Source organism: Funiculus sociatus GB2-C1, assembly GCF_039962115.1.
GTDB lineage: Bacteria > Cyanobacteriota > Cyanobacteriia > Cyanobacteriales > FACHB-T130 > Funiculus > Funiculus sociatus.
Map to the genome: position 1 here is coordinate 1 of NZ_JAMPKJ010000070.1, position 23,108 is coordinate 23,108.

Consider the following 23,108-nt stretch of genomic DNA (forward strand, 5'->3'; position numbering starts at 1 on the left):
TTGTCATGAATAGATGGCTGTTGTGTGGTAACTCTAGCCTCTCATGTCCCTCTACCCTTTTTCACAAATTCCCCGCGGCTATTGGCTTTCACCTACTTCTGTCAGGCAGTCAGGCAGCCACCTCATCGACCTTTTGACAAATTACGTCAACACGTCAGAGGAGATTGAACAGTGACATCCAGTAAAAAATTGATAAAGCCACCGCTCTTAGTCTTTAGGGGAAGTCAAGAACAAGCGACTTACCATGATGAAATCTCTATCTATCAAGGAAATCCACTCATTGAAGCGCTACCTGAAATTAAAACCGAAGATGACATCATTAAAGAGCTAGCGCTCTACCCTGAATTCTTAGAAGAGGAGCGTAATTTACCTGCTCACCAGCGCTTACATCTAATTCAAAATGTACTCGAACTTTTCATCGTTCTTACCCCTCACCTCGACTTGGAGCAGCGTTTCTCCCGAATGCTGCGTTCAGGGTATACCGCTCGCAACCCAGTAAGTCGTGGGTTTTGGAAAGATATAAATAAGAAGGTAGAGACTTTTCGCTCCGGTAGTTCAGCTAACAGGCGTCGGCGGTCAACAGCTACAGGTTTTACAATTCTTGGTATCAGCGGAGTCGGCAAGTCTACAACTGTACAAGCAATCCTAGACCTCTATCCTCAAGTCATCTATCACAATCGCTACCGAAACCAAAATAATACCAACACGCAGCTAGTATGGCTCATTCTGGAATGTCCCGCTGATGGCTCAATTAAAGGTTTATGTCTCAACTTCTTTCAAGCTGTTGATGACATTTTAGGAACGTCATATTACCAAAATTATGCTAACAATGGTCGCAAAACAGTCAATGAATTGATGCCCTACGTGGCTCTTGCTGCTTCAAATGTCCATCTTGGAGTACTGGTGATCGATGAAATCCAAAGATTGACTAAATTAAATGTCGGTGGTTACGAAAAAATTCTCGACTTCTTCGTTCAGCTGATTAATACTATCGGTCTTCCTGTAGTTCTAGTAGGAACTTACAAAGCTTGGTCGGTTTTAGGGAGTGAATTTCGTCAAATCCGTCGAGGTACGGGGCAGGGAGATTTTATCTGGGATCGAATGGAGGAGGATGACGACTGGGAGATATTCACTGATGCACTTTGGCAATATCAGTATATACTCAAACCTTGCCAACGAACTCCTGAGTTGAGTCATGCTCTCTACTACGAATGTCAAGGAATTACTGACTTTGCAATTAAAGTTTTCATGTTGGCGCAGGCACGAGCTATTTCGACAGGTAAGGAGAAACTGACAGTAGGAATTATCAAGTCAGTGGCTAAAGATTGTCTACGCACGGCGAGGGAAGTTCTAGATGCCCTGAAAGCAGGAAACATGGACAAGCTTAGAAACTGTGAAGATGTCCGTCCAATTAATATTGACGAATTCATAGAAGAAGAGCAGCAGCAACTATCAGTAGATGATTTACCCACTCCTTCCTCAGAAACTATTGAAGGCTTAGTTAATCACAAAATAGAGCAACCGGAGCAAGTCCAACAGCAAACCTCTAATTTATTTAAGCCAGAGTCAATAGCAGGTCAGGCAAATCTTTTCAATGATTTTCCGAATAAGACTAGAAATAATTCAAATAAACATTCCAAAAACTCTGAAGGCCAGAAAAGCTTGATTGATGTTCTTTCAGATGGAAAACAATGTAGCATTACAGCTTATGAAGCTCTCCTAGAGGCTGGTTACATTCAACCTATCAATGAACACTTTTTGGAGATTATGGCTTAATGATTTCATGTTTTCCTGACCCTTATCCAGATGAACTGCTCTACAGTATTTGTGCGCGATACTCCGAGCGAATGCAGTATCCAGATAAGCAATCTGTAGTTAAAGAACTGTTTGGGAATAAGCGTATTGTTGCTAGAGTAGAACTGCCAGGGCACCTGAATGATTTGGTTACGGCTTTACCACCAGGAGGTTACTACACAGTTGACCGCTTGATTGAAAACCATACACTGCTACCTTTTTACAGTCCGTTCTTTCCGCGAGAGCTAATCAGCTTAGTTCGGGAGGAGATGAGAGGAAGTAACCAGCAATTTAGTTATGGACACTTGGGACTCTTAGCAGGTCATATACAAATGTTTACTTATCTACGATTCTGCCCTCTATGCGTCCAAGAAGATAAGAAACAATTTGGTGAATGCTACTGGCATCGCTTACATCAAGTTTCAGGTGTCGAGCTTTGTCCAACACATCAAATTGCGGTGATAAATAGCGGAGTGTTAAAACGAAACAGAAGTAGCAAATACGACTTTATTTCTGCTGAACAATCAATAAGTGAAATTAAACCATATCCATTGGAGCTATCAGGGAGAGACCATGAAAATCTTCTCAAGATTTCTCGTGATGCTGATTGGCTTTTGAGGCAGCAAAACTTGTCTTTAAGTAATGATTATTTACATAACTTTTATGTTAAAAATTTGTATGAGCGTGGTCTTTCTACATTCCAAGGTAGGGTTTTACAAGATGAACTGCTAGAAGCCTTTAAGGGCCACTACTCTCCTACAATTTTAAAACTGCTTCAATGTGAGTTTAACGAACAGAGCACTAATCATTGGCTTTTAGATCTATTTCGTAGAAAGAGCAGGATAAGGCATCCTATTCGTCATTTACTAATAATCAATTTTCTAGGATATACGGCTGAAGAGGTTTTGAAACTTCCTACTAAATTGAAACCTTTTGGAGATGGACCTTGGCTCTGCCTTAATCGGGTGTGTCAACACTTCAAACAGCCAGTGATTAAAGAATGTCAGCTCACACCCAATCACAAAAAACGCAGTGAGCCTGTCGGTACATTCGAGTGTATCTGCGGTTTCACATACTCTCAAAAAAGCCCAGATGCTAGTGCTGAAGACAAATTGCAGAAGTCACGATATACAAGAATTTATGGGCCACTTTGGGAGTTGACTTTGATAAGGTTATGGGATGATGAGACAATTAGTCTCAATCAAATAGCAAGACAGCTTGGAGTTCGTCCGATTACTCTCCAACGTCAAGCAGCTTTGCTGGAACTAACATTTCCAAGAGTTGGTTCTGAAAAATCGACCCAATTAACTCCTAATCTTCTTTATTATCGTTCAAATTCAAATCCTGAAACGAAAAAACTCAATCTTTTGGAGAAGCATCAGAAGAATTTCCTAGAAGTTAGGCAGCAACATCCCTTATTAACACGATCAAAACTCATAGAAATATGTTCGTATACTTATCATTGGCTTCAAAGGAATTGTCCTGATTGGTTAGAAACTCATCTGCCACCTACTGTAAGTAAAAAAGGAAAAAAGTTGCCCTCATCAGAAGTGGATTGGGAAAAGCGTGACATTGAACTGGCGGCAGAAGTAAAGGCTGCGGTAGTACATATTAGAAGCAATCTTGCATCCCCTATACGTGTAACGGTGTTACAGATTGGTAGAGACACAGGTAAATACCTCCCATTGAAAGCTCAGCTTGATAGGCTTCCGTTAACAGCAAAAGTTTTAGCTGAAATGGTTGAAACACACGAAGAATTTGCTGTTCGTAAAATTGAGTGGGCAGCAAAAGGCTTCCTGGAAGAGAATATATGTGCAACACAGTGGCAGTTGTTGCGCCGAGCTAAGATATCTCCACAATCGTTGCATATTATAGCAGCACAACAGGTCAAAGAAGCAATTGATGCAGCTCTAGAATCTTTAGCTTCAATAGATGCTATTAGTGATGCGGAAAAATCATCAGTCAATGATTCTAGAACTTTACATGAAGTGTGAGGATGATTGTTTTCTTCCCCGAACCTTATCCTGACGAACTGTTTTACAGCATCTGTGCCCGATATGCTGATCAAGTTCAGTATCCAAGTAATAAGTCAGTGGTTCAAGACTTGTTTGGAAGTATAACAGCCTCTGCCATAGTTGACTTGCCTTCTCGCCTGAATATTTTAATAGACGCCTTACCAAGAGGGCATGGTTACGCAGTTAAGCAGTTAATTGATAACCATACATTATTACCCTTTTACAGCCCATTCCTGCCATCGGATCGAGTCAGTTGTTTGCGGCAAGACATGGAAGGCGACAACGGACTTCTGGCTCAGATGCGCTCTGGGATTACAGGTAGCTGCATTTGTTTACCGGAATGGTTGCGGTTCTGTCCTCTATGTAGCGAGGAAGATCAGAAACAATTTGACGGTGGTCGCTACTGGCATCGCCTCCACCAAGTGCCTGGTGTAGAAGTTTGCCCAATCCATCACATCTTTTTAGAAAACAGCAAGGTACGGGCACAGGCTAAAAGAAGCCGTTACGAACTGATCTCTGCCAACCAAGCGATAGAGAAAACATCCTCGCGCCTACTAAATCCATCTGACCCCTGCCAGAAAGTTCTTTTGAGGATTGCCCAAGATGCGGCTTGGCTCTTGAAGCAGCGCGAATTAGTTCCAGGTCTTGAATTCATACGCGCTCGCTACCTCTGGTTACTAACTGAGCCTAACCTGGCAAGTCGAGAGGGAAAAGTTCGTGTCAGTGCCTTGCTAAAGGCATTTAAAAGTTATTATTCCTATGACTTATTAGAAAGGTTACAGTGTGTCCCCAACGAACAAGACAAAAATAATTGGTTATTTCGTCTGGTGCGCTCACCTAAACAGGCACGGCATCCTCTTTACCATCTGTTGCTCATCCAGTTTCTAGGATACACAGCCGAGGAATTTTTCCAACTTCCTGACTCTCCTCCTGACGCTTTCCAGCCCTTCGGCTCAAAACCCTGGCCCTGCCTCAATCCAGTTTGTCAGCAGTTCCAACAGCTATCCATACAGGAATGTCAAGTTATTTACGACAAGCAACACAGTCGAATCACAGGTACTTTTAGCTGTACCTGTGGTTTTACTTACTCCCGATTGGGTTCTGATTCTTCAGCAGAAGACCGATTTCGGATTGGCAAAGTGAAGTCTTACGGGCAAGTATGGGAACGGACTTTAAAGAATTTTTGGGAGAATCCAACAGTCAGTGTCGAGGAGATTGCCAAGCATTTGAGGGTAGATTACCAAACTGTTAAACGTCAAGCACTCCGACTGGGGCTTTCTTTTCCTCGACCAGGGCCAACCGCTAGAGTAGCGAAAATCAATGGAGAGTTATTGAGTGATACTCAAAACGGTCAGGTAACTCAACCAAGCAAGTTAGAAAGCTACCGAATGGCATGGCTTGAAGCGGTTAAAGAAAATCCTCATATAGGACGGACTGCGTTGGAGCGGATGTTTCAGCGCATCCACGCTTGGTTATATGTGCATGACAAAAAATGGCTTAAAGCTCATCTGCCACCTTGCAAGACAAGAGTCGTGTTTTCTCCTCAAGTGGACTGGAAGAAACGAGATCACGAACTCGCTACTGCGGCCAAGTTCTCAGCCCAAGGTCTCAAAACCTCTCTAGGACGCCCTGTGAAACTAACAAAAACGGCAATTGCTAGCGATTTGGGACAACTCAAACTGATTGAACAGCAAAAAGACAAGCTGCCGCGAACAACAAAGGCTTTAGAAGAGTTGGCTGAGACTCGCGAAGAGTTTGCAGTTCGCCGGATTCAATGGGCTAGCAAGTGTTTCCGGCAAGAGAACGTGTATCCAACACGGTGGCAGTTATTGCGTCAAGCTGGCATCCGGCCTGACTTGGCAGAAGTGCCGCAGGTGAAAGAGGCAATCACAGTTGCATTGAAATCTTTAGACGCATCCGCAAATCACAACTGCTTAGTGTGAATGGGTTTTGCAGATTCAGATTCAATAGACAAGCCCTACATTAACCTACGAGAAAATAAGTGTTTTCAGGCATTCAACGAGAAAAAAATCAAAACTGGCGTGATAGGTATAAAAGGAGAAAATCAATTTAAGGAGAGGAAAATTGAGTATTAATGGTTAAGAATACTAATTTATGGAGTCCTAATCTAACCAGCCCACAAACTGCCATAATTACCTGACTATATAGGTAACGAGCCAGACAGAATCTATTACTGGACAATCGAAATAGTTTCACACGATATATCATGTGTTTAACAGCAGTTCGGCGGGACGACAATTGCTTCTTCTCCTGTTAGTGTCACCAAGAGCAATAATCCGAATTTTATTTTTTTCAATTTTTGCCCGTTTCCCTATATGCCTTTTTTCTGCTAATACTACCAATACTAAAAACTGCTTATAATTAATTCCAATTATTCGTTTTGATTTGTGAGGATGTGATTCGACTCTTGCCAAATAACTGGAGATTGTCGATGCACCTAATTTTTCTATTTATTTTGATTATTCCACAATATTTATAATAAGGATAAGTCTTTTAGACCCGTTATATCCAACCAGTGGAATCAATTTACTATGTGACAGTTAAGAACTTTATTGTTTGCCTCCTAGCATGGACAAAAGAGCAAGGGGTTTCACTTAAGAACTTTATTTTTCAAGCTGGAACGACAGAGTAAGAGATTCAGGCGTCACCAGTAAAGAACTTTATTGTCTGTGTACAATCGCTAAAATTTTAAATTGCACAAACTCGCGATTTTGTCAAGAAATTGGGATGAAATCTAGGTAAGATTTGAAGTAAGCGATCGCGTCTTTTTCCTCTCACAAGTCGGCAGATATTATATAATACCGTTGTTCACTTGAACAACGGTATTTTTGTATGACCTTCGGTAGCGTAAATCATCTGAGTTTGACGGTTAGCAGCATTGAAAAATCAGAGCCTTTCTATGACTCTGTTTTGAGATTCATGGGCTATCAACAGCTGGAGAAAACTGATGCTTTCACTATGTGGTGGTTAGAAAATGCTGGAGCAATTTTGATTTACTCAGCTAATCCTAACTCTGATAATAAAATTCACGATCGCTACTCGCCTGGATTGCACCATCTTGCCTTTAACGCCGACAGTCGCGAACAGGTAGACAATCTTTATAAAATGCTGGTAGAAATGGGTGCTACCATACTCGACTCGCCAGCGGAATACAACCAATATGCGCCTGGTTACTATGCCGTTTTCTTCGCAGATCCAGATGGAATTAAATTGGAATTAGTTCATATGCCTAATATTCCATAGGTAGCGATCGCTCTTTTTTTTGTCTTTTAACTTGACAAATTTCAGTTTTGCCGCATTTCCTGGGCGGTGATGCCGGAAGCAGTGTTATTGGCGTATTGTATGTATTGCTCGATGTAGAAGTCTGCGGTGTGTTTGATGCTTTGCACTAAGTCGCGATCGCTCATCACATCCCACCATTTCTGAAGCCGCACACATTCAGCCGGGAAGACAAAACCGCGATAGTGTTCCAGTACACTCCAACGCTCAAACCAAGGGTAAAAGGCGATATCGACAAGAGTGAGGGATTCTCCTAACCAATAGGAACCGCTTGATATTTTGCCAATTCCTTCATTCTCCATAAACAGCAGATGATTGCGTAACATTTCTGCTGATTCCTGTTGTTTCTCTGGTTCCTGGTTTAACAGTAGTTTGTAGAAAGTAGGAACGAATTTGACATTAGCAAAATCAATCCAGATGCGTGCGATCGCTCTTTGTCCCGGTTCGCTTGGCATTAATGGCGGTTCGGGGAATACTTCATCCAGATACTCGTTGATGATAGTGGATTCCCAGACGCGATCGCTACCGTATTTAATGACTGGGACTTTGCCATAAGGCGAGATATCCGCGAACCACTCCGGCTTATTTTGCAAGTCAATCTCGGTTAGTTTAAACTCTACACCTTTCTCCAGCAGCGCCAACCGCGTCCGATGAGCATAGGGACACACGCTTGCGCTATAGATTTCTACTTTAGCCATGACTTTATCCTTTGCTAGTTATAGCTTGATTGTCACTTTTTCTGCTGAGTTTGTGGGTGGTTGGGGAGAATACGATCGCTTACTCCTCAACCCAATATCTATTTAGATTCCATGTTAGTTAAGATTAAATAGATTCCGTTAAAGCTCATTGTTGAAGCGTAATGCCAAGAGAAAAATACTTTGGTGAAGATGCTGCGAGAAAAGACTTAGGGACACCTCAATCTAAGCCTGCATGGTTGGAAAGCCAGCATAGTCTTCCCTTTCATTCCCTTTCTGCTGATGAGTTTGAGATTTTCTGTTATTTGCTCTTACGTCAAGAGAATCCTGGGGAGAATATATTCTACTACGGAAAGACTGGTGACGCTGGTCGAGATATAGTCCGTATAAAGCCAGATAGGTCGGTCGAACTCATCCAATGCAAGCGTTATCAGAATAATGTAGGTATTAGCGAGGTTCGGACTGAAATTGCAAAGCTTTACATCAACCTTCACCATAAAATAATCCCTGATTGTCCTAACAAAGTGACTTTTTATGTAGTACCAGATTTGACAGCTCCAGCGCAGGATCTAATCTTTCAGCACTCAAAATGGCTCGATATTGCTGAGTCTGCTCTAGCAGAGTATTTGAAGAAAGCGCCTCCTAAAGAGCTTCTTGATTTTAGTCTGTCATGGTATCCACAATTTTCAAAAGAAACAGCTATTGACCTAACTCAGAGGGCTTGGAAGCACCAAGACCTGATAGAGGAGTTTTTTAGACATAAAAAAGTAATTGATTCGGATGATCCCAAACTCAATGCAATCCTTAACCAAGGAGAAAGTGCTAAATCTCAATTAGATGAGCTTCCTAACAAAGTAGTCGAAGCAATAATAAGGCAGCTATACTTGCAGCCTCCCAAAATTGTAAATGCTCCCGATGATATTCAGAAGTTACTTAGCCACGAGTTCCTTAGTAAATCCGAACAAGAGAATCCAGGGCTGGCATTTACAGTGCAAAGAAGTACCCAGGAAACCGTCCTAATTATACAGCCAAAGCCCTCTGCTGGTTCAGGTACTTATGGAACTCTCTCATTCCCTAATACTGCTGCTGGAAGACAGGGAAAACTGAAGTTCAAGATATTTGAGGAAGAAGGACAAGCCATTCGACTTGAACCTGGAGAGTACGAGTGGACTTGGACACCAACTCTTTGTTTGCCTCAAATGCAGGGCGAGTTAGAAATTCATCCTGTTGTGCCACAACGTGAGATTCCTATTAGCTTGAAATGCTTACAAGACAAAGAGATGGTTGCTTCAGTTGACTTTGCGTACCTTCGTATAGTGAGAATCGGAACCAATGAAATTGAGTTCTGCATGAAGGGCGGACACCTTGCTGGTCTAATAACAATCGTCGTAAGCTTCCTAAACAAACCTCTTAGATTTAACCTTGCTGCAAATCTAGGCAGTGTCAAAGCAGAACAAGCAAAATGTACTGTTCAACTGCTGCTGGCTATGCTTCGCGGTGGAAGACTCCAAATTAAATCCTGGGAATTCGATGCTCCGCTAGTTATAAACTTTATTGTGACTAATAGTGACCTACGGCAAGAAAAACTTGAAGAATATATTAAGTTTCTTGATTATCTCATAAAAATCAACCGTGAATTTAATTTGGATCTTCGGTATCCAAACAATGTCGATGCCAATACTGAGGAGACAGTAGAACTAATCGTCTCTGCTATTGAACATGGGCAAATTGAATATCCGAGTGGGACTATTCGGCTTCATAGACGACAGGAGGCATTGAAAATTGTAGAGTTGTTACGGACAAGAAACCCATTGAATTTAGAAATGGAGGACGAGAAAAAATACCAGCTTATAGGTCACGATTTGCTAATGGGCAAATCAAGAATTATTTTTGAAAATATATTTCCTATTGATGGTCTACTAGAAATGGAACAAGCAGTTCAAGCTCTTCCAGAGTCTGATAATCTTCAGATTGCTCTTCGATATGACCGCGCCATCGAAACTTTCTTGCAATGGTTTCCAGAAGGAACAGATGGGCAGACCGATTGAGGCTAGGGAAGTTCTCATTTGCCAGAAACCGCATCAAACTGCCTCGGATGTGAGTGGAAGAATATACAAAGATTCTTCACGCATACATTCAGCAGCAAAGGGAAACACCGCTCGTAGTGACTCAGGAGTTAGTGAAGGGTAATTTTCCAGCACTTGTTGTTGTGTCCATCCTACAGAAAATAACCCAAGCAAAAACTCTACTGACAGCCGAGTTCCTTTCACAACTGGCTTACCTAACAGGATTTTGGAGTCAGAATGAATGTATTCTCGCCAGCCCATGTTTACTTAAACTTTATGGTAAATTCTGCTTTTAATTTTAACTTTTGTCCAGTGCTATATTTATTTGTCACCTTGACAGAATATTGTCCTTGATGTCTTGGTGACTGGAATAGAGAGAGGAGTGCGATCGCTCTTTCTCCCCGATCTCTTGGCATTAATGGCGCTTCGGGGAATATTTCTTCTAGATACTCGTTGATGATGGTGGATTCCCAGACGCGATCGCTACCGTTGCTGGTTAGGGCTTGATTTTTACTATGAGTCACTGACTTAAGCCTGAACCTCGTAGGCTGGATTTGGTTCGACGAACCCAGCTAACCCTTTGAAATGTTGGGTAACGGTTAGTCGCATGGAACAAACCTACAAATCCTCGCATTTCTCCTTATGTCAATGCCATTCATCTATAAACGCCCATGCCTACAAACGGCTTAATACTCAGCATAACTGGTTGCCTTTATCTATAAATATTCAGTAAAGATTGCCCATATAAAAATGAAGATTTAGTAAAGATACCAGCTTTATTGAAAGTAGTTTTGCTTTATTAAGTTTGCTCTATATTTATCAGCTTTCGCTAATAGCTTATAGCAGTTATTGAAACATTCAGTCCTTTGATAGAAGTAAGAATACGCTCTTGAGATAGAGCCGTTGGTGCATTTGCAAAAGTTATTCTGAAAACAATTCAAGCATAAGTAGCGAATCAAACTACAACAAAGCTAAGAATTCTTTTTTGAAAGAAAGCGCGTCACACCGACAGACTTTCAAAGTTTTAATTTATCTACATTTTTTTGGGAGTTTATCAACAGCTATGGCTAATCAAAATGACCGCCAAACTTATAACCGTGAAGTTCGTCAGGATTCTTACAATGACGCTAACGGTCATACTCACACCAACGTAACGCGAACAGAAGAAACAGTTAATAATGGCGTTGTTAAGTCTAACTCTGACTCCTACCGGGATGGTTACGTTAACGGTCGAGTCTCCGAGCGCAGCTACCAAGAAGAGAATTTAGCTGTTCGGGATAACAACAATGCCGCGAGTGGCTTAGTAATTGGCTTGCTCCTGACTTCGCTGGTGGGCTTGGCCGCTGGTACTTGGTTCTTTTTAAACCAAGGGAATGAGGCACCCGCTCCGGTTATCCCAAATATTGTGGTTCCTAGACAACCAGATGCCAAGCCAGCCCCTGAAGCGAAGCCAGCGCCTGAAGCGAAGCAAGCTCCTAAAAACGAAACCACAATCATTGAAAGAACTAGGGATGTTCTGGTTCCAGTTCCTCAAAAGCAAGCTCCGGCACCTCAACCAGCAGCACCAGCACCAGACATCAACATTACTGTTCCCAGTTCTCAGCCAAAACAGCCTGCGGCTCAAGAAGCACCTTCTACACAAACTGCTCCCACACAGTCCGAAAGTGAGAGCGATCGCACTCCTGCTCAAGGGGAATCAACTGAAACAGAAACAGGTACAACATCTAGCAGCAGCCCACAAAACGCTGGTGCCGATAGTCCAGATGGTTCCGCTCAGTAACAGCCATAAACCATAAACAAGGTGCGATCGTCCCACTTCCAGAGTTAACAGTTTCATAGAATATAGCCTCAAAGCCATTCACTTTGAGGCTATATTCTATATCTGGTAAAATACCCACCTAAAGAATGACAATCAGCTTTACTGCCCACCCCTCACATACTTGATGAACCTGGGGGAGAGTTTTACTGGTGGGTTATTTCTGCCGAGCTGGTCTAGTTCCGAGGTGAAGTAAGCTGCTGTTGAGTGCAAGCACTTTCTAGAAAGCTTGAAACCAATACTTCTAGCTGGTTGCGTGACAATTCGTTGCGACCATCAACAATTTGACAAATAGGCAAATAAATATGTATTTAACATACGCAACAGGGGGAAACAGGCTAAAATCTTAATCTAAATTTTTTCCCATAGGTCTATGAATAACTCCTCTAACTTCGCAATGCCAAACGCTGGGGAATGGAAGTTTTTGTTGAGCTGGATTGCTTTATCTACTATAGGTAGTTTGCTTGGGATTATTGCTGGCTTTTTTGTAACACTTTTGACTGGAGGTTTTACCGCCAATGGATTTCCCCTTGGCTGGACTGTTGTCTGGGCTATTTTGGGGTTCTTTCAATGGTTGTTGCTGAAGGGGCGAATTAAGAGATCGAGTTTGTGGATTGCAGCGTCTGCTATAGGCGGGGCTGTAGCCTTACTAGTATGTGTGCTAACGAGTTACTCTATATCTACAAACGCACTATCTGATTTTTTTTATAACTTTTTATCCTTTGAGCCAAGTAATGATAATAAGCTTTTTAGCTTATTTAAGATAGGTGCAATAAATGAAGCAATTGTTGGAACTGCACAATGGTTTTTGCTGAAGCGGCAGATTTCGAGAGCGGGTTGGTGGATTCCAGTTTCTGCTTTAGGCGGGGCAATGATTCTACCTCCGATTAGTGCTGCGATTAAAGGTTTAGCTTTGGTTTTGATGTTTCGACAGACAACATCAAAACCAGATAGCTATATTCAAGAATGACCAATAATTCGCTAACGCACAGCCTTGGTTACGCTACTCCAACTAACTTAGCGCTCAGATCCCACAGCTTTTGAGCTTTGTTATCATCGCTGGCTTCGTCAGAAACCTCTTGCACAAAAGACTGACGACCTGGTTTCTGGCGATTTCCCCAACTCCAATACATCCCGGATTCCTTATATTCAGGATCGGCAACAATTGCTGCAACCCTTTCCCCTGCCAACTCCTGAGACACGTATCCCCCTGTAATGTTCTTTTGGAACAAGGGAAAGATTTTCCGAAACAGAGGATAGTGGTTGCGGAATAGGGGAGTATCTGCAACGCATCCCGGATAGAGGGAGTTAAAGGTGATGCCTGTTGCAGAGTGATAGCGCCGATGCAGTTCTCGCATCGTTAAAACATTGCAAAGTTTGCTATCTTTGTAAGCCTTGCCGGGTTTAAACTTCTTGCCGTTAATCATTGCAATTGGTTCTTTAAAACCTGCTTCAAAGCCTTGGAGATTTCCTAAATCTGGAGGCGCTGGAATCGGAATCTTACCTCCCAACTCCTTCGGATTTGCCGTCACAGTTCCCAAAATCACAAGTCTGCGATCTGGATAAGAGGACTTTTTCAGATCCTCTAGCATCAAGTTGCACAGCAGGAAGTGACCCAAGTGATTCGTCGCCACACTCAGTTCATAGCCTTCTGCGCTCCGCATTGGTTCTTTTAATAAAGGTAGATAAACTGCCGCATTGCACACCAATGCGTCCAAGGACTTGCCGCTGGCTCTGAAGTTATTCACGAACTGGCGAACGCTCTCCAAAGAGGCTAGGTCAATTTGCATAAGGGTGTAGCTGTCTTGGGGGATTTCCGCCGTTTCAGCAGCTTTCTGCCCCTTCTCCAAATCCCGACAAGCCATCACTACGTGCCATCCCTTTTTGGCAAGCGCTTTTGCACCGTACAAACCAACCCCTGAGGAGGCACCCGTGATTACAACCGTTGGTTTACGATTCTGTTCCATTGTGTTTAGACTCCGTTGACCGCCGTTAACTGTCTCTAGGATCTAGGATTTTACACCACTGGGTCATCAGCTCTTAGTTTTCGAGGGGTATCTCGAAAAGACATCTACCGTGATTAGCATAAATACTGTAACCATCTACAAATTGAAGGGCTGGCTCTCCTTCGGCATGAAGTAAATTTTCTTCATCAAAAGATAGTTTGCAAGGGCGATCGCAGACAATACAAACTTTTTCGTATAGAAACAAAAAACCACAATTTTGAATTAGCTGTTGAACAACTTGCCATTTCTTGCTGTCATGATGCAAAGGAAACTATAATCAGGCTCACGGTAGACCTAGCCGAATCCATGCACAGAAAGTTATCAATTCTGGCAGCGCGAACTGGTAAGAAGAAAGCCGAAATCGTCAGAATGCTTTTAGATGTAGCACTGCAAGATGTAGAAGATTAATTACTGCATTACTGCAATACTGTAATAGTGCGATAAGGTTTAGATGTAGCGATCGCTGTCTCGTACTTTCAACCCTCTGTTGAACCTCTTGAACTGTGGGCACAAAAGGGAATGAGGTTTGTTGATGACGATCCCGTGCTGGAGCAACCAACTTATGACGGTAGACCAGTTGCCCATGCCTCAGGGACGATTCACACTAGAGTCAAAGCTAAGGCTGCTGGATATATCACTCAATGTTTACGGGCAGGTGTCCCTGCTGTTAGATGCCCTTTGGGATGAAGAACCCGTCCTCAGTAAATTGGGACTGCTCTTGGTGTGGGTGGGTAGATGCTCGTGTGCGAGCGATCGCGATCATTCTTATCGTTCTTAACCTTGCCGTCCTTTCCTCTATCCCTCTTCTGTCATTCTACTGCCAGCCAGTAAAGATATTATCTACCACGAAACGCCTTTGGCAATGTGTGCAGCATCTATCTCTAGCATCATTTACTGGCACGGGTGGAACTAAGTTGACCACAATTTTGGTGCGCCGAAATCTCGTATTTAACGCCTGAAGGCATCTCTCGGTAAAGCAGGTTGAATAGGCATTGAGAGCTATAGCCAGCATATAAAAAGGTGCTTCTCTCCACCGGGAGTTGCCAAATTTGGCAGCTTTAATTAAAGAAATCTATCTATAAATACAAAAACTCTATCGATAAACCGGAGTTTATGTCTTGTCTTCGGCGTTTGACTGTGGCATCCTGTTGAAATAACCGTATTCCGACCGACAAACCGTAGATTAAGTTAGCTACTGCTCCAACATGATTTGCGTGAAACAAGTGGGGCAGTAGATTCAATGCGGGAATGGAGCCGTATGCATATCAAACTATTGTCTTTAAAGAGTGTTCTTTTTTCTCTGCTAGTTGTTTCCTTAACCTTTACCAGCGCTTGTAGTAACACTGCTGCAAATACTTCAGCAAATACTTCAGGTAGTTCCTCTGGTAAAAGAGTGATTCGTATTGCAATCGGTACTCAAGATCAAACTATTAACACCGTGACAGGTGGTGCAGTCATCCGAGAAGAAAAGTTACTGGAGAAGTATCTGCCAAAAACAGGGAAATACCAAAATGTTGAGTACAAAATTGAGTGGTCTAGCGCCACATCAGCTCCACCAATTACCAACAAAATGTTGGCGAATCAAATTGATATCGGCAGCATGGCAGACTTTCCGGCAACGATTAACCTGACGACTTTTCAGAAAAAAGGCAATGGCGTCAAGACTGTTTTGATCTCATCTCTTGCCTACAGCCCTAATGGAGCCGGAAATGCGGTTGTTGTTCCAACCGACACACCTTACAAAAAACTAGCAGACTTGAAGGGGAAAACTATTTCAGTTCCTTTCGGTACGTCAGCGCATGGGATGTTGCTGCGGGCGCTGAAGAATGAGGGCATTGATGCACAGAAAGAAGTGACGTTAGTGAGTCAATCACCAGAAGTAGGTGGCACGAGCCTGAGAAGCCGCCAGATCGATGCTCATGCGGATTTTGTGCCCTATGGTGAGTTGTTTCCCTTTAGAGGCTTTGCTCGCAAGATTTACGATGGTGCACAAACGGAAACTCCAACATTTCATGGAGTTGTAGTGCGATCAGACTTTGCGAAGGAAAATCCCGAAATTGTGGTGGCTTATCTGAGGGCGATGCTGGAGGCGAATCAGCATTTCCGGGAACAACCAGAAGCCCTCTCTGCAAAGTTGGAGAAGTGGACAGGGATTGAGAAAGAAATTTTTTATATGTTCCTCGGTCCATCGGGTATTCAAAAGCTAGATCCGAGAATTCAACCCTACCAAATCACTGCGCTCAAAAATAGCGTGACGACGTTGAAGCAGATTGGAAAATTGGATGCCAGCGTGAATCCAGATGATGTTGCAAGTTGGACGGATGACAGTTACCTGAAACAAGCACTTAAAGAGAGCAACATTAGCGAACAAGATGTGGCTAAGTCAGCAGATAATTTGGTTCGTGGTAATGATGCACTCACTCAAGAATCTATTCAAGATCCAAAACTAGCAGCTCAGATTTGGGTAGAAGGAGAAGATAAAGTTCTCAGTTTTGCCTCAATCAAGAATATGCTGACAAAGCTGCAACAGCTCAAGTCTGAGGGCAAGACAGCGGCTGTAGCCTTCGTACACGATCGCGACAAAGGTTGGAAATTATTCGCCCAAAATTCTTTCTATGTTCGCAATGGCGATCAAGTATCTGCATTCCTACTAGAGAAAGATGCACAAGCATTTGCTAGTAAAGCTGGAGTAAAGGTTACCAGCTTTCAAGAGTTGCAACAACTTTATGCCAAAAATACGCAGTCGAAAGATTTAGCGGTTGCGCGATGAATGAAGTGGAGCGATCGCAACGATAGAACCATATTGATTCAAATGAGAGGTTTGTAATGGCTGTATCTTCAAAATCAGCACGAAAGACAAAAGGAAAGAAGTACAGTACGCTGGGTAGCAAATTTTTTAGCCAGCGCTCCCTGTCAAAATTAGGGATTGTAAGTCTGGGACTGATTAAAAGCCGCAATTTAAGGCGAGCGATTTCCATTATTTTATTCTTTGGAATCTGGCAGCTTTTGTGTGTCACTCAGTTCAATTTCTTCATCAATTTTACATTTTTACCCTCTCCAGTTGAAGTTTGGAATGCAACGGTTGAATTCTTTTCTGGCAATGCCGCTGTGCATATTACTGCCAGTATTCAACGAGTGTTGCTGGGATTTGGGATTGCGGCTATTCTGGGCGTTAGCTTGGGCATATTGATTGGCTGGTTTCGCCAAATTGAAGATTTGGTTTTTATTCCGTTAGAGTTACTCAGACCAATTCCCGCCGTCGCATGGATACCCCTGGCAATTCTTATGTTTCCAAATGCAGAGTCAGGCATGGTGTACATCACATTTCTGGGTGCATTCTTTCCAATTTTGATCAGCACGATTCGGGGAGTAGAAAGTACGGATATAGTGTTACTGCGGGTAGGACAGTCTTTGGGGGCTAAGCAGTTGCACATCCTTAAAGACATTGTAGTGCCAGGAGCGATGCCCAACATTGCTAGTGGTTTGGTTATTGGTATGGGAAATGCCTGGTTTTGTCTGGTAACAGCTGAAATTCTGGCAGGTCGGTTTGGGGTGGGCTATCTGACCTGGGAGTCTTATGTTACATCGAATTATCCACCGATCGTGATGGGAATGCTGCTGATTGGTTTGATGGGTTTGGTGAGCACACTGATTGTCGATCTCTTGACGAAGTTGCTCATGCCTTGGCGAGTAATGAAAAAGCAGAGCATCTAGTTTTATCAATGAAATGAAGATTGAAATTGCCTATTTTTGGAGGTTTAGAGGTTGTGGCAACCCTAGCAGAAAAGGATGTTAGCGCCTTGATGAAAGGGTCAGTTGAGGTTGAAGATTTATCGGTTGTCTTTAAGCGACGAGACCAGTATGGACCTTTGCTGGTTTTAGAATCGACAAGCTTTAAGATTAATCCTGGTGAGTTTATCTGCTTGTTGGGACCATCGGGCTGTGGCAAGTCAACGATTCTAAACTTGATTGCTGGTTTTCTGAAGCCAACGAGGGGACAGGTATTGGTAGATGGGAACCCTGTAGAAAAACCCGGAGCCGATCGGGGATTTGTATTTCAGCAATACTCGCTCCTACCCTGGAAGACTACCTTTCAGAACGTGGAATTTGGTTTAAAAGTTCGAGGTATTTCCAGAGTAGAACGGACTGAATTGGTAAATGATTACTTAAACCGAGTTGGGCTGTATAAGTATCGTCATTCTTATCCTCATCAGCTATCAGGGGGAATGCAACAACGTGCAAGTATTGTGCGAGCGCTTGTAAATTCGCCCTCAGTATTATTGATGGATGAACCATTTGCAGCATTGGATGCCCAAACTCGGCACATGATGCAGGAATTGTTGCTGAACATTTGGAGTGATTTGAAATCCACCGTTATTTTTGTTACCCACGATATTGAAGAAGCCATCTTTTTGAGCGATCGCATTCTGGTTATGGGCGTTCGTCCGGGGCGTATCAAAGAAACAGTTGTGGTGAATCTCGATCGACCCCGCCATCTAGATACGATGCTTTCACCGGATTTTGTAAATCTCAACCGGCAAGTTTTTGAATTAATTCGCGAAGAAACTCTCAAGAGTATGGAGTTGGGTTGATTGAAGCGAAGCGTGTTTGTACTTTGACACAAACAATAAAAACTAAGGAGATAGTGTTTTGGCAATTCATTTAGCAGAGAAACCCATATTCGTAATTGGTCCAGAGCGATCGGGAACAACATTACTGATGACCATGCTCGGAAGCCATCCAAAAATTTCGGTTCCCGAAGTTGCATGGCTGTATCCCCGGTTCCATCCTTACCTCCACACTTATGGAGATTTAAGGAAGACAGAAAACCTCCGGGTTTTGGCAGAAGAAATGATTTTTGGTTTGAAGACTCCTTTTTGGGGATTAGATGTTAATCCAAGAACTGTGGTTGATGACGTTCTTTCCCATATTCGAGAAAAGAGTTTTGCTGGAGTCTATGGTGCGATGCTGGAATGGTATGCCCAGCATGAAGCGAAACCTCGTTGGGGAGAGAAGACACCCTATAACCTATTTTTCATTGAAGCGATCTTAAAAGACTTTCCCAACGCTCAATTCATCTACTTAATTCGTGATGGTAGAGATGCTAGTGCAGAATATTTGGAGTCTGCGTTTGGTCCAACCAACATTTACTGTGCAGCAACGATTTGGAACCTGTGTCAAGACGCTGTTAAACCGTGGCGCGAGAAGCTTAACCCAACTCAATGGCTAGACGTTTCCTATGAAACGCTAGTTCGTGAGCCTCAAGCTGTTCTAAACAAAGTTTGTCATTTTCTGACAGAAGATTACAGTTCGGAAATGCTGGCATTTTACAAGTCAGATATCGCCCAACGCAGAGCAGCTACCAAAGATCACAAACCACTTGGGCATCCAGTTAGCGATCGCTACATCGGTATTTATAAAAACCTCCTGAGCCTTCGCGATCAACAAATCTTTGCTGCCGTTGCTGGGGAAGAATTGACTGCTCTAGGGTATGAGGTTGAGGTCGAACCACTCCAGCTAACTCAGAAACAAAAAGATTTGTACACCGAGTTAGATGGCAGAATTCGAGCAGCAACACTGGATGCGCCGGAAGGCCACATTGTCTATGAAAGCTACAACGATTGGTTATGTGATCGCCGCGAGGAACGGAAAAGAAGGGGAATTTGGGAGGAACCTCAGCCTATGCCATTGTTCTCTCAGGGCCAGTTCTATGAAGAGCTAATTACCGGTCAGCGGGCTTGGAGAAAATGGAAGGATTATTTAGGTGTCAAACGGCAGTACGTCAGCAATGATGTTGTGCTTTGAGTGAGTGATTTATACAACCTCGGCAACTAAAATGACTTCCAAAAAACTTCCGGGCTTGGCTGCTTTTGAGCGCACCAAAAATTTCACACTTCAGTCGTTGCAGCAGCATGAAGCTGAGAAAACTCAGGGACAGATTAGCATTAGAAACGTGACCATCGCCTTCAAGCGCCGCCATCAAAAAGTCACTGCTGTTGAAAATGTCAATCTGAACGTCAAACCGGGTGAATTTGTGGCGCTTTTGGGAGCTTCTGGCTGCGGTAAATCAACTTTACTAAATGCGATCGCCGGGATTGTCAAGCCAACAGAAGGCACGGTTTGGATTGATAATCAGCAAGTTGTTGAACCTAATCCCGCTTGTGGTGTTGTCTTCCAGCATCATTCATTGTTTCCTTGGATGACAGTGCTTCAAAATGTATCTTTTGGCCCTAAAATGCTTGGTTTTAAAGTTCCTAATTTGGTGGGAATGCAGTTCCTCACATTAGTTGGGCTGGAGAAATTTAAGAACTATTATCCATCGATGCTTTCTGGCGGAATGCAACAACGGGTTGGAATTGCTAGAGCACTCGCAACGCAACCCCCCGTATTACTGATGGATGAGCCATTTGCCGCTCTAGATGCTCAAACTCGCAGCATCATGCAGGAAGAACTTTTGAAGATTTGGACAACGTTCAAAACGACGGTTGTGTTTGTCACCCATGACATTGATGAAGCCATATTCCTGTCAGACCGAGTTTGCATCATGCAATCGACTCCCGGTTCTATTAAGGAAGAAATTTTTGTCGATCTGGATCGCCCTCGCACGTCCGAAGTCATGCTAACCGAACAATACATCCAAGTGCGAAAGAAAGTTCTATCAGTGATTAGGCAGGAAAGTTTGAAATCGTTTAACAGTCAATGGCATTAAGAGGATAAGCAAATGCGCTCTCTAATATGGTCTCTAAAAGCCATTCCTCAAACCCTGTCAACGAATTTTCTATGGTTAGTTATTAGCCTCGTTTCATCTTTACTTTTATGGGGGACTATTTCTCTATTCCTCAATGAGCCAACCTTATTACCAACACCTTGGGAAGTATTCAAAGGTTTTTTTGAGCTAATCAGAGATGGACAGTTATTAACGGATATTCAAGCTAGTTTACAGCGTGTGTTTGTCGGCTTTCTAATTGCAAGCTGTATTGCGGTTCCTTTGGGAATTTTTCTGGCCTACTTTTACATTCCCAGGCAACTTCTACTGCCAATTATCACTATCTTGAGACCCATTCCCCCGATCGCTTGGATTCCATTAGCAATTTTGTGGTTTGGCATTGGTAATTCATCGAGCTACTTCATCACTTCACTTGCAGCATTTTTTCCCATTTTTATCAACTCGTTTGCAGGAGGAAGAGCAGTTGAACATCAACACATTAGTGCAGCAAAATGTCTTGGAGCCAGAAGACTTTCATTAGTGACTAAAATTTTTATGCCGTCTGCAATGCCGTTAGTTTGGGCGGGATTAAAGATTGGCTTAGGGCAGTCTTGGATGGCAGTCGTGACATCTGAATTAATTGCGGCTCAATCGGGTTTAGGTTACATGATTCAGGCAAATCGGCTCAATCTTGAAACCAGTTATGTGCTAGTGGGTATGGTGGTCATTGGCATTTTGGGATCGTTGATGAATGCAGCATTAGGGTATATCGAAAAGTACATCATTCCCTGGAAGTCGGAATACCTACATGGATAGCACAATCATTACATCTCTGGCGGATCTACGGGAGATTTATGGTTATCCCTCTGAGCGAGTTCGGCGAAAATGTCTCAACTATCTTGACGTTCATTGTCGTAACTTGATTGCTGCTGCACCATTTTTGGTGATTGGTTCCTCTCATCATTGTGGGGCAGCAGATGTCTCACCGCGTGGAGATTTTCCTGGCTTTGTGCGAGTGCTGGATAACAAGACGTTATTGATTCCTGACCGACCCGGTAACAATCGCATCGATACCCTGTCAAACATTATTGAAAATCCAAACGTGGCACTGCTGTTCTTGATTCCAGGAATGAATGAAACTTTACGAGTTAATGGCATAGCAAAAATTACACAAGACCCAAGCTTGTTACTGCCCAGTGTCATGCATGACAAAATTCCCAAAACTGCAATTTTAGTTACGGTTACTGAAGCGTTTCTTCACTGTGCTAAAGCATTGATTCGGTCAAGGTTATGGGATTCTACCGCTCAGATTGAGCGATCGCAGTTTCCCAGCGCTGGACAAATTCAAGCTGAACAAATTGGAGGACTCGATGTTGCTGCTGTAGAAGCAGAAATTGAAGAGTTAAACCGAAGTCGGCTCTATTGAGATTCTAAAAAAACTAATAATTTAAGGATACGTTATGGCTATTTCTCGTCGATCGCTGGTTAAAGGAATCACCTACACGCTGGTTCTACCCTCTATTTCTTGTATGTTTTTTGCTTGTGCCGGAACGCAGTCGGCAAATCGCTCTAACAGCAATAATGAAACAAATGCTGATAGCACAGTAGTCACAGCCAATAAAGCAGAAGGTGAAATCGTTCCAATTCGGATTGCCTATCCTGCTGGGATGAATGGACAAATTGCTAAGGTCATGGAGAAGGCTAAAATTGCCGAAAAGAAAGGTTTGGAGGCGAAATACACTTTCTTCCAGAATGGCCCCCCGATGATGGAAGCATTTACATCAGGTGAGGTTGATGCGGTGATCACCAGCCCAATGCCAGTCATTAACTTTATGTCCCGCAATCCTGGCAAAGCATTTGTAGTAGCCAGTTTGGGAAATTCCAGTTACTCTTTAATGGTGCCAAAAGATAGCAGCATCAAGCAGGTCAAAGATTTGCAGGGAAAAACGATTGCCCTCTCGTTTGGTTCTGACTCTCATCTTGACTTTCTGAAGCTCTTGAAAGAATCTAATTTGAATCCAAAATCGGACGTGAAGCTGGTGAACACGCAACCTAATGAACTACAGCTAGCGTTTGAGCGAAAATTTGCAGATGCAATTATCATCCGACAGCCTCAAGTATTGAAGCTGCAAAAAAAGTTGGATGCTCAGATTATTCACACCTGGCCGCACCGCTATATTTCCGTCATGCGTGCTGATTATCTGGAAAAATATCCCCAAGCTAAAAAGAAGTACCTTGAAGCATTGCAAGAAGCAATTTTGTTCACAGCAACTAACAAAGAACAAGCAAGCATCTGGTTCTCAGAACAAATTCGCCTCGATCCAGAAACTATTCGTCAAGTCTCAAAAGATGATCCGAATTACACAGTGACAAAACTGGAGAATGTCTCCGTAGAAGTCACACCAGCTATTAAACAAATTTTGGAAGATTGGGCTAAGTTTAGCTACGAGACTGGCATTATCAAGAAGGAAGTTGCTTGGAATTGGAAATGAATTTAGGTTAAAAGCTGACTTGCTGTAATACCAATTTGCTACATCCCCTGTGACTATCAACTCTACAGGAAGGGAGTAGACGGAGCCACCAAAAATGACTATATCTGGGCGACGGCAGTCTTGGCGAAGTGAGAGGTTCCCAGCCTAAGTGTATTGCCTTTGATAGCTGCTTGACGTCCCTTGGTGGTCTCTCTCACCAGCTGCGTAAGTCCTGAGAT

The 23,108-nt window shown here is 43.0% G+C and carries 21 protein-coding genes and 1 pseudogene; 17 read left to right on the plus strand and 5 right to left on the minus strand.

Features of this window, described 5'->3' with window-relative positions:
• Window positions 1-171 precede the first annotated feature (171 nt).
• The 4 genes from NDI42_RS23745 (at window position 172) to NDI42_RS23760 (ending at window position 7,073) form a co-directional block, all read left to right on the plus strand.
• Complete coding sequence (locus tag NDI42_RS23745) at window positions 172-1,776, plus strand: ATP-binding protein (RefSeq protein WP_190454450.1); 1,605 nt, start codon at window positions 172-174, stop codon at window positions 1,774-1,776.
• Window positions 1,776-3,788, plus strand: coding sequence for a TnsD family Tn7-like transposition protein (locus tag NDI42_RS23750; protein WP_190454453.1), 2,013 nt, complete (start codon window positions 1,776-1,778; stop codon window positions 3,786-3,788). The genes NDI42_RS23745 and NDI42_RS23750 overlap by 1 nt, the downstream gene beginning before the upstream one ends.
• A 2-nt stretch (window positions 3,789-3,790) precedes the next feature.
• Complete coding sequence (locus NDI42_RS23755; protein WP_190454455.1) at window positions 3,791-5,752, plus strand: TnsD family Tn7-like transposition protein; 1,962 nt, start codon at window positions 3,791-3,793, stop codon at window positions 5,750-5,752.
• Window positions 5,753-6,662: 910 nt separating this feature from the next.
• Entirely contained in the window at window positions 6,663-7,073 is a 411-nt protein-coding gene (locus NDI42_RS23760) for a VOC family protein (protein WP_190454458.1), read from the plus strand.
• Window positions 7,074-7,114: 41 nt separating this feature from the next.
• On the opposite strand, the gene NDI42_RS23765 is transcribed toward NDI42_RS23760, so the two are convergent.
• Window positions 7,115-7,807 (minus strand): glutathione S-transferase family protein, encoded by a 693-nt coding sequence (locus tag NDI42_RS23765; protein ID WP_190454460.1) that lies wholly within the window; start codon window positions 7,805-7,807, stop codon window positions 7,115-7,117.
• Window positions 7,808-7,968: 161 nt separating this feature from the next.
• Between NDI42_RS23765 and NDI42_RS23770 the strand changes: the two genes are divergently transcribed.
• Window positions 7,969-9,852 (plus strand): restriction endonuclease, encoded by a 1,884-nt coding sequence (locus NDI42_RS23770; protein ID WP_190454463.1) that lies wholly within the window; start codon window positions 7,969-7,971, stop codon window positions 9,850-9,852.
• A gap of 33 nt (window positions 9,853-9,885) precedes the next feature.
• Here the strand turns inward: NDI42_RS23770 and NDI42_RS23775 are convergent, their stop codons facing one another.
• Both NDI42_RS23775 and NDI42_RS23780 read right to left on the minus strand, forming a co-directional pair.
• Window positions 9,886-10,131, minus strand: a complete 246-nt coding sequence (locus NDI42_RS23775) for a DUF433 domain-containing protein (RefSeq protein ID WP_190454467.1) — start codon at window positions 10,129-10,131, stop codon at window positions 9,886-9,888.
• A gap of 2 nt (window positions 10,132-10,133) precedes the next feature.
• On the minus strand, window positions 10,134-10,394 hold the full coding sequence (locus NDI42_RS23780; RefSeq protein ID WP_190454468.1) for a glutathione S-transferase family protein: 261 nt from the start codon (window positions 10,392-10,394) through the stop codon (window positions 10,134-10,136).
• A gap of 539 nt (window positions 10,395-10,933) precedes the next feature.
• Between NDI42_RS23780 and NDI42_RS23785 the strand changes: the two genes are divergently transcribed.
• Window positions 10,934-11,650 (plus strand): flagellar basal body-associated FliL family protein, encoded by a 717-nt coding sequence (locus NDI42_RS23785; RefSeq protein WP_190454471.1) that lies wholly within the window; start codon window positions 10,934-10,936, stop codon window positions 11,648-11,650.
• A 409-nt stretch (window positions 11,651-12,059) separates the two neighbouring features.
• Window positions 12,060-12,656 (plus strand): hypothetical protein, encoded by a 597-nt coding sequence (locus NDI42_RS23790; RefSeq protein ID WP_190428145.1) that lies wholly within the window; start codon window positions 12,060-12,062, stop codon window positions 12,654-12,656.
• 28 nt (window positions 12,657-12,684) lie between these two features.
• On the opposite strand, the gene NDI42_RS23795 is transcribed toward NDI42_RS23790, so the two are convergent.
• Window positions 12,685-13,653, minus strand: a complete 969-nt coding sequence (locus NDI42_RS23795) for a protochlorophyllide reductase (RefSeq protein ID WP_190454473.1) — start codon at window positions 13,651-13,653, stop codon at window positions 12,685-12,687.
• Window positions 13,654-13,726: 73 nt separating this feature from the next.
• Complete coding sequence (locus tag NDI42_RS23800) at window positions 13,727-13,957, minus strand: DUF6745 domain-containing protein (protein WP_347276839.1); 231 nt, start codon at window positions 13,955-13,957, stop codon at window positions 13,727-13,729.
• On the opposite strand from NDI42_RS23800, the pseudogene NDI42_RS23805 reads away from it, so the two are divergent.
• The 10 genes and pseudogenes from NDI42_RS23805 to NDI42_RS23850 form a co-directional block, all read left to right on the plus strand.
• Window positions 13,957-14,100 (plus strand): annotated as a pseudogene (locus tag NDI42_RS23805) (CopG family transcriptional regulator); the annotation flags it as partial. The gene NDI42_RS23800 and the pseudogene NDI42_RS23805 sit on opposite strands and share 1 nt — an antisense overlap.
• Before the next feature lie 124 nt (window positions 14,101-14,224).
• A complete protein-coding gene (locus NDI42_RS23810; RefSeq protein WP_348231621.1) occupies window positions 14,225-14,470 on the plus strand; it encodes a hypothetical protein in 246 nt (81 codons plus the stop codon).
• Window positions 14,471-15,085: 615 nt separating this feature from the next.
• Window positions 15,086-16,462 carry an ABC transporter substrate-binding protein gene (locus NDI42_RS23815; protein WP_348231623.1) on the plus strand — a complete coding sequence of 459 codons (1,377 nt, stop codon included), beginning with the start codon at window positions 15,086-15,088 and terminating at the stop codon, window positions 16,460-16,462.
• 56 nt (window positions 16,463-16,518) lie between these two features.
• Window positions 16,519-17,406 (plus strand): ABC transporter permease, encoded by an 888-nt coding sequence (locus NDI42_RS23820; RefSeq protein ID WP_190454483.1) that lies wholly within the window; start codon window positions 16,519-16,521, stop codon window positions 17,404-17,406.
• Between the two features lie 53 nt (window positions 17,407-17,459).
• Window positions 17,460-18,284, plus strand: a complete 825-nt coding sequence (locus NDI42_RS23825) for an ABC transporter ATP-binding protein (RefSeq protein WP_431191441.1) — start codon at window positions 17,460-17,462, stop codon at window positions 18,282-18,284.
• Window positions 18,285-18,342: 58 nt separating this feature from the next.
• Window positions 18,343-19,497, plus strand: coding sequence for a sulfotransferase family protein (locus NDI42_RS23830; RefSeq protein WP_190454485.1), 1,155 nt, complete (start codon window positions 18,343-18,345; stop codon window positions 19,495-19,497).
• A gap of 31 nt (window positions 19,498-19,528) precedes the next feature.
• A complete protein-coding gene (locus tag NDI42_RS23835) occupies window positions 19,529-20,401 on the plus strand; it encodes an ABC transporter ATP-binding protein (RefSeq protein ID WP_190454487.1) in 873 nt (290 codons plus the stop codon).
• Window positions 20,402-20,413: 12 nt separating this feature from the next.
• Window positions 20,414-21,214, plus strand: coding sequence for an ABC transporter permease (locus tag NDI42_RS23840; RefSeq protein WP_190454489.1), 801 nt, complete (start codon window positions 20,414-20,416; stop codon window positions 21,212-21,214).
• Entirely contained in the window at window positions 21,207-21,824 is a 618-nt protein-coding gene (locus tag NDI42_RS23845; RefSeq protein WP_190454492.1) for a pyridoxamine 5'-phosphate oxidase family protein, read from the plus strand. Before NDI42_RS23840 ends, NDI42_RS23845 begins: the two co-directional genes overlap by 8 nt.
• Window positions 21,825-21,858: 34 nt before the next feature.
• The gene (locus NDI42_RS23850) at window positions 21,859-22,890 is read left to right on the plus strand and encodes an ABC transporter substrate-binding protein (protein WP_190454495.1); all 1,032 of its coding nucleotides are present in this window, start codon (window positions 21,859-21,861) and stop codon (window positions 22,888-22,890) included.
• Window positions 22,891-23,108: the final 218 nt, after the last annotated feature.

Bases quoted from the DNA above. Each gene is read 5' to 3' on its own strand.
- NDI42_RS23750 (WP_190454453.1), top strand. From the start codon at position 1,776: ATGATTTCATGTTTTCCTGACCCTTATCCAGATGAACTGCTCTACAGT.
- NDI42_RS23755 (WP_190454455.1), top strand. From the start codon at position 3,791: ATGATTGTTTTCTTCCCCGAACCTTATCCTGACGAACTGTTTTACAGC.
- NDI42_RS23760 (WP_190454458.1), top strand. From the start codon at position 6,663: ATGACCTTCGGTAGCGTAAATCATCTGAGTTTGACGGTTAGCAGCATT.
- NDI42_RS23765 (WP_190454460.1), bottom strand. From the start codon at position 7,807: ATGGCTAAAGTAGAAATCTATAGCGCAAGCGTGTGTCCCTATGCTCAT.
- NDI42_RS23770 (WP_190454463.1), top strand. From the start codon at position 7,969: ATGCCAAGAGAAAAATACTTTGGTGAAGATGCTGCGAGAAAAGACTTA.
- NDI42_RS23775 (WP_190454467.1), bottom strand. From the start codon at position 10,131: ATGGGCTGGCGAGAATACATTCATTCTGACTCCAAAATCCTGTTAGGT.
- NDI42_RS23785 (WP_190454471.1), top strand. From the start codon at position 10,934: ATGGCTAATCAAAATGACCGCCAAACTTATAACCGTGAAGTTCGTCAG.
- NDI42_RS23790 (WP_190428145.1), top strand. From the start codon at position 12,060: ATGAATAACTCCTCTAACTTCGCAATGCCAAACGCTGGGGAATGGAAG.
- NDI42_RS23795 (WP_190454473.1), bottom strand. From the start codon at position 13,653: ATGGAACAGAATCGTAAACCAACGGTTGTAATCACGGGTGCCTCCTCA.
- NDI42_RS23810 (WP_348231621.1), top strand. From the start codon at position 14,225: ATGACGATCCCGTGCTGGAGCAACCAACTTATGACGGTAGACCAGTTG.
- NDI42_RS23820 (WP_190454483.1), top strand. From the start codon at position 16,519: ATGGCTGTATCTTCAAAATCAGCACGAAAGACAAAAGGAAAGAAGTAC.
- NDI42_RS23835 (WP_190454487.1), top strand. From the start codon at position 19,529: ATGACTTCCAAAAAACTTCCGGGCTTGGCTGCTTTTGAGCGCACCAAA.
- NDI42_RS23840 (WP_190454489.1), top strand. From the start codon at position 20,414: ATGCGCTCTCTAATATGGTCTCTAAAAGCCATTCCTCAAACCCTGTCA.
- NDI42_RS23845 (WP_190454492.1), top strand. From the start codon at position 21,207: ATGGATAGCACAATCATTACATCTCTGGCGGATCTACGGGAGATTTAT.
- NDI42_RS23850 (WP_190454495.1), top strand. From the start codon at position 21,859: ATGGCTATTTCTCGTCGATCGCTGGTTAAAGGAATCACCTACACGCTG.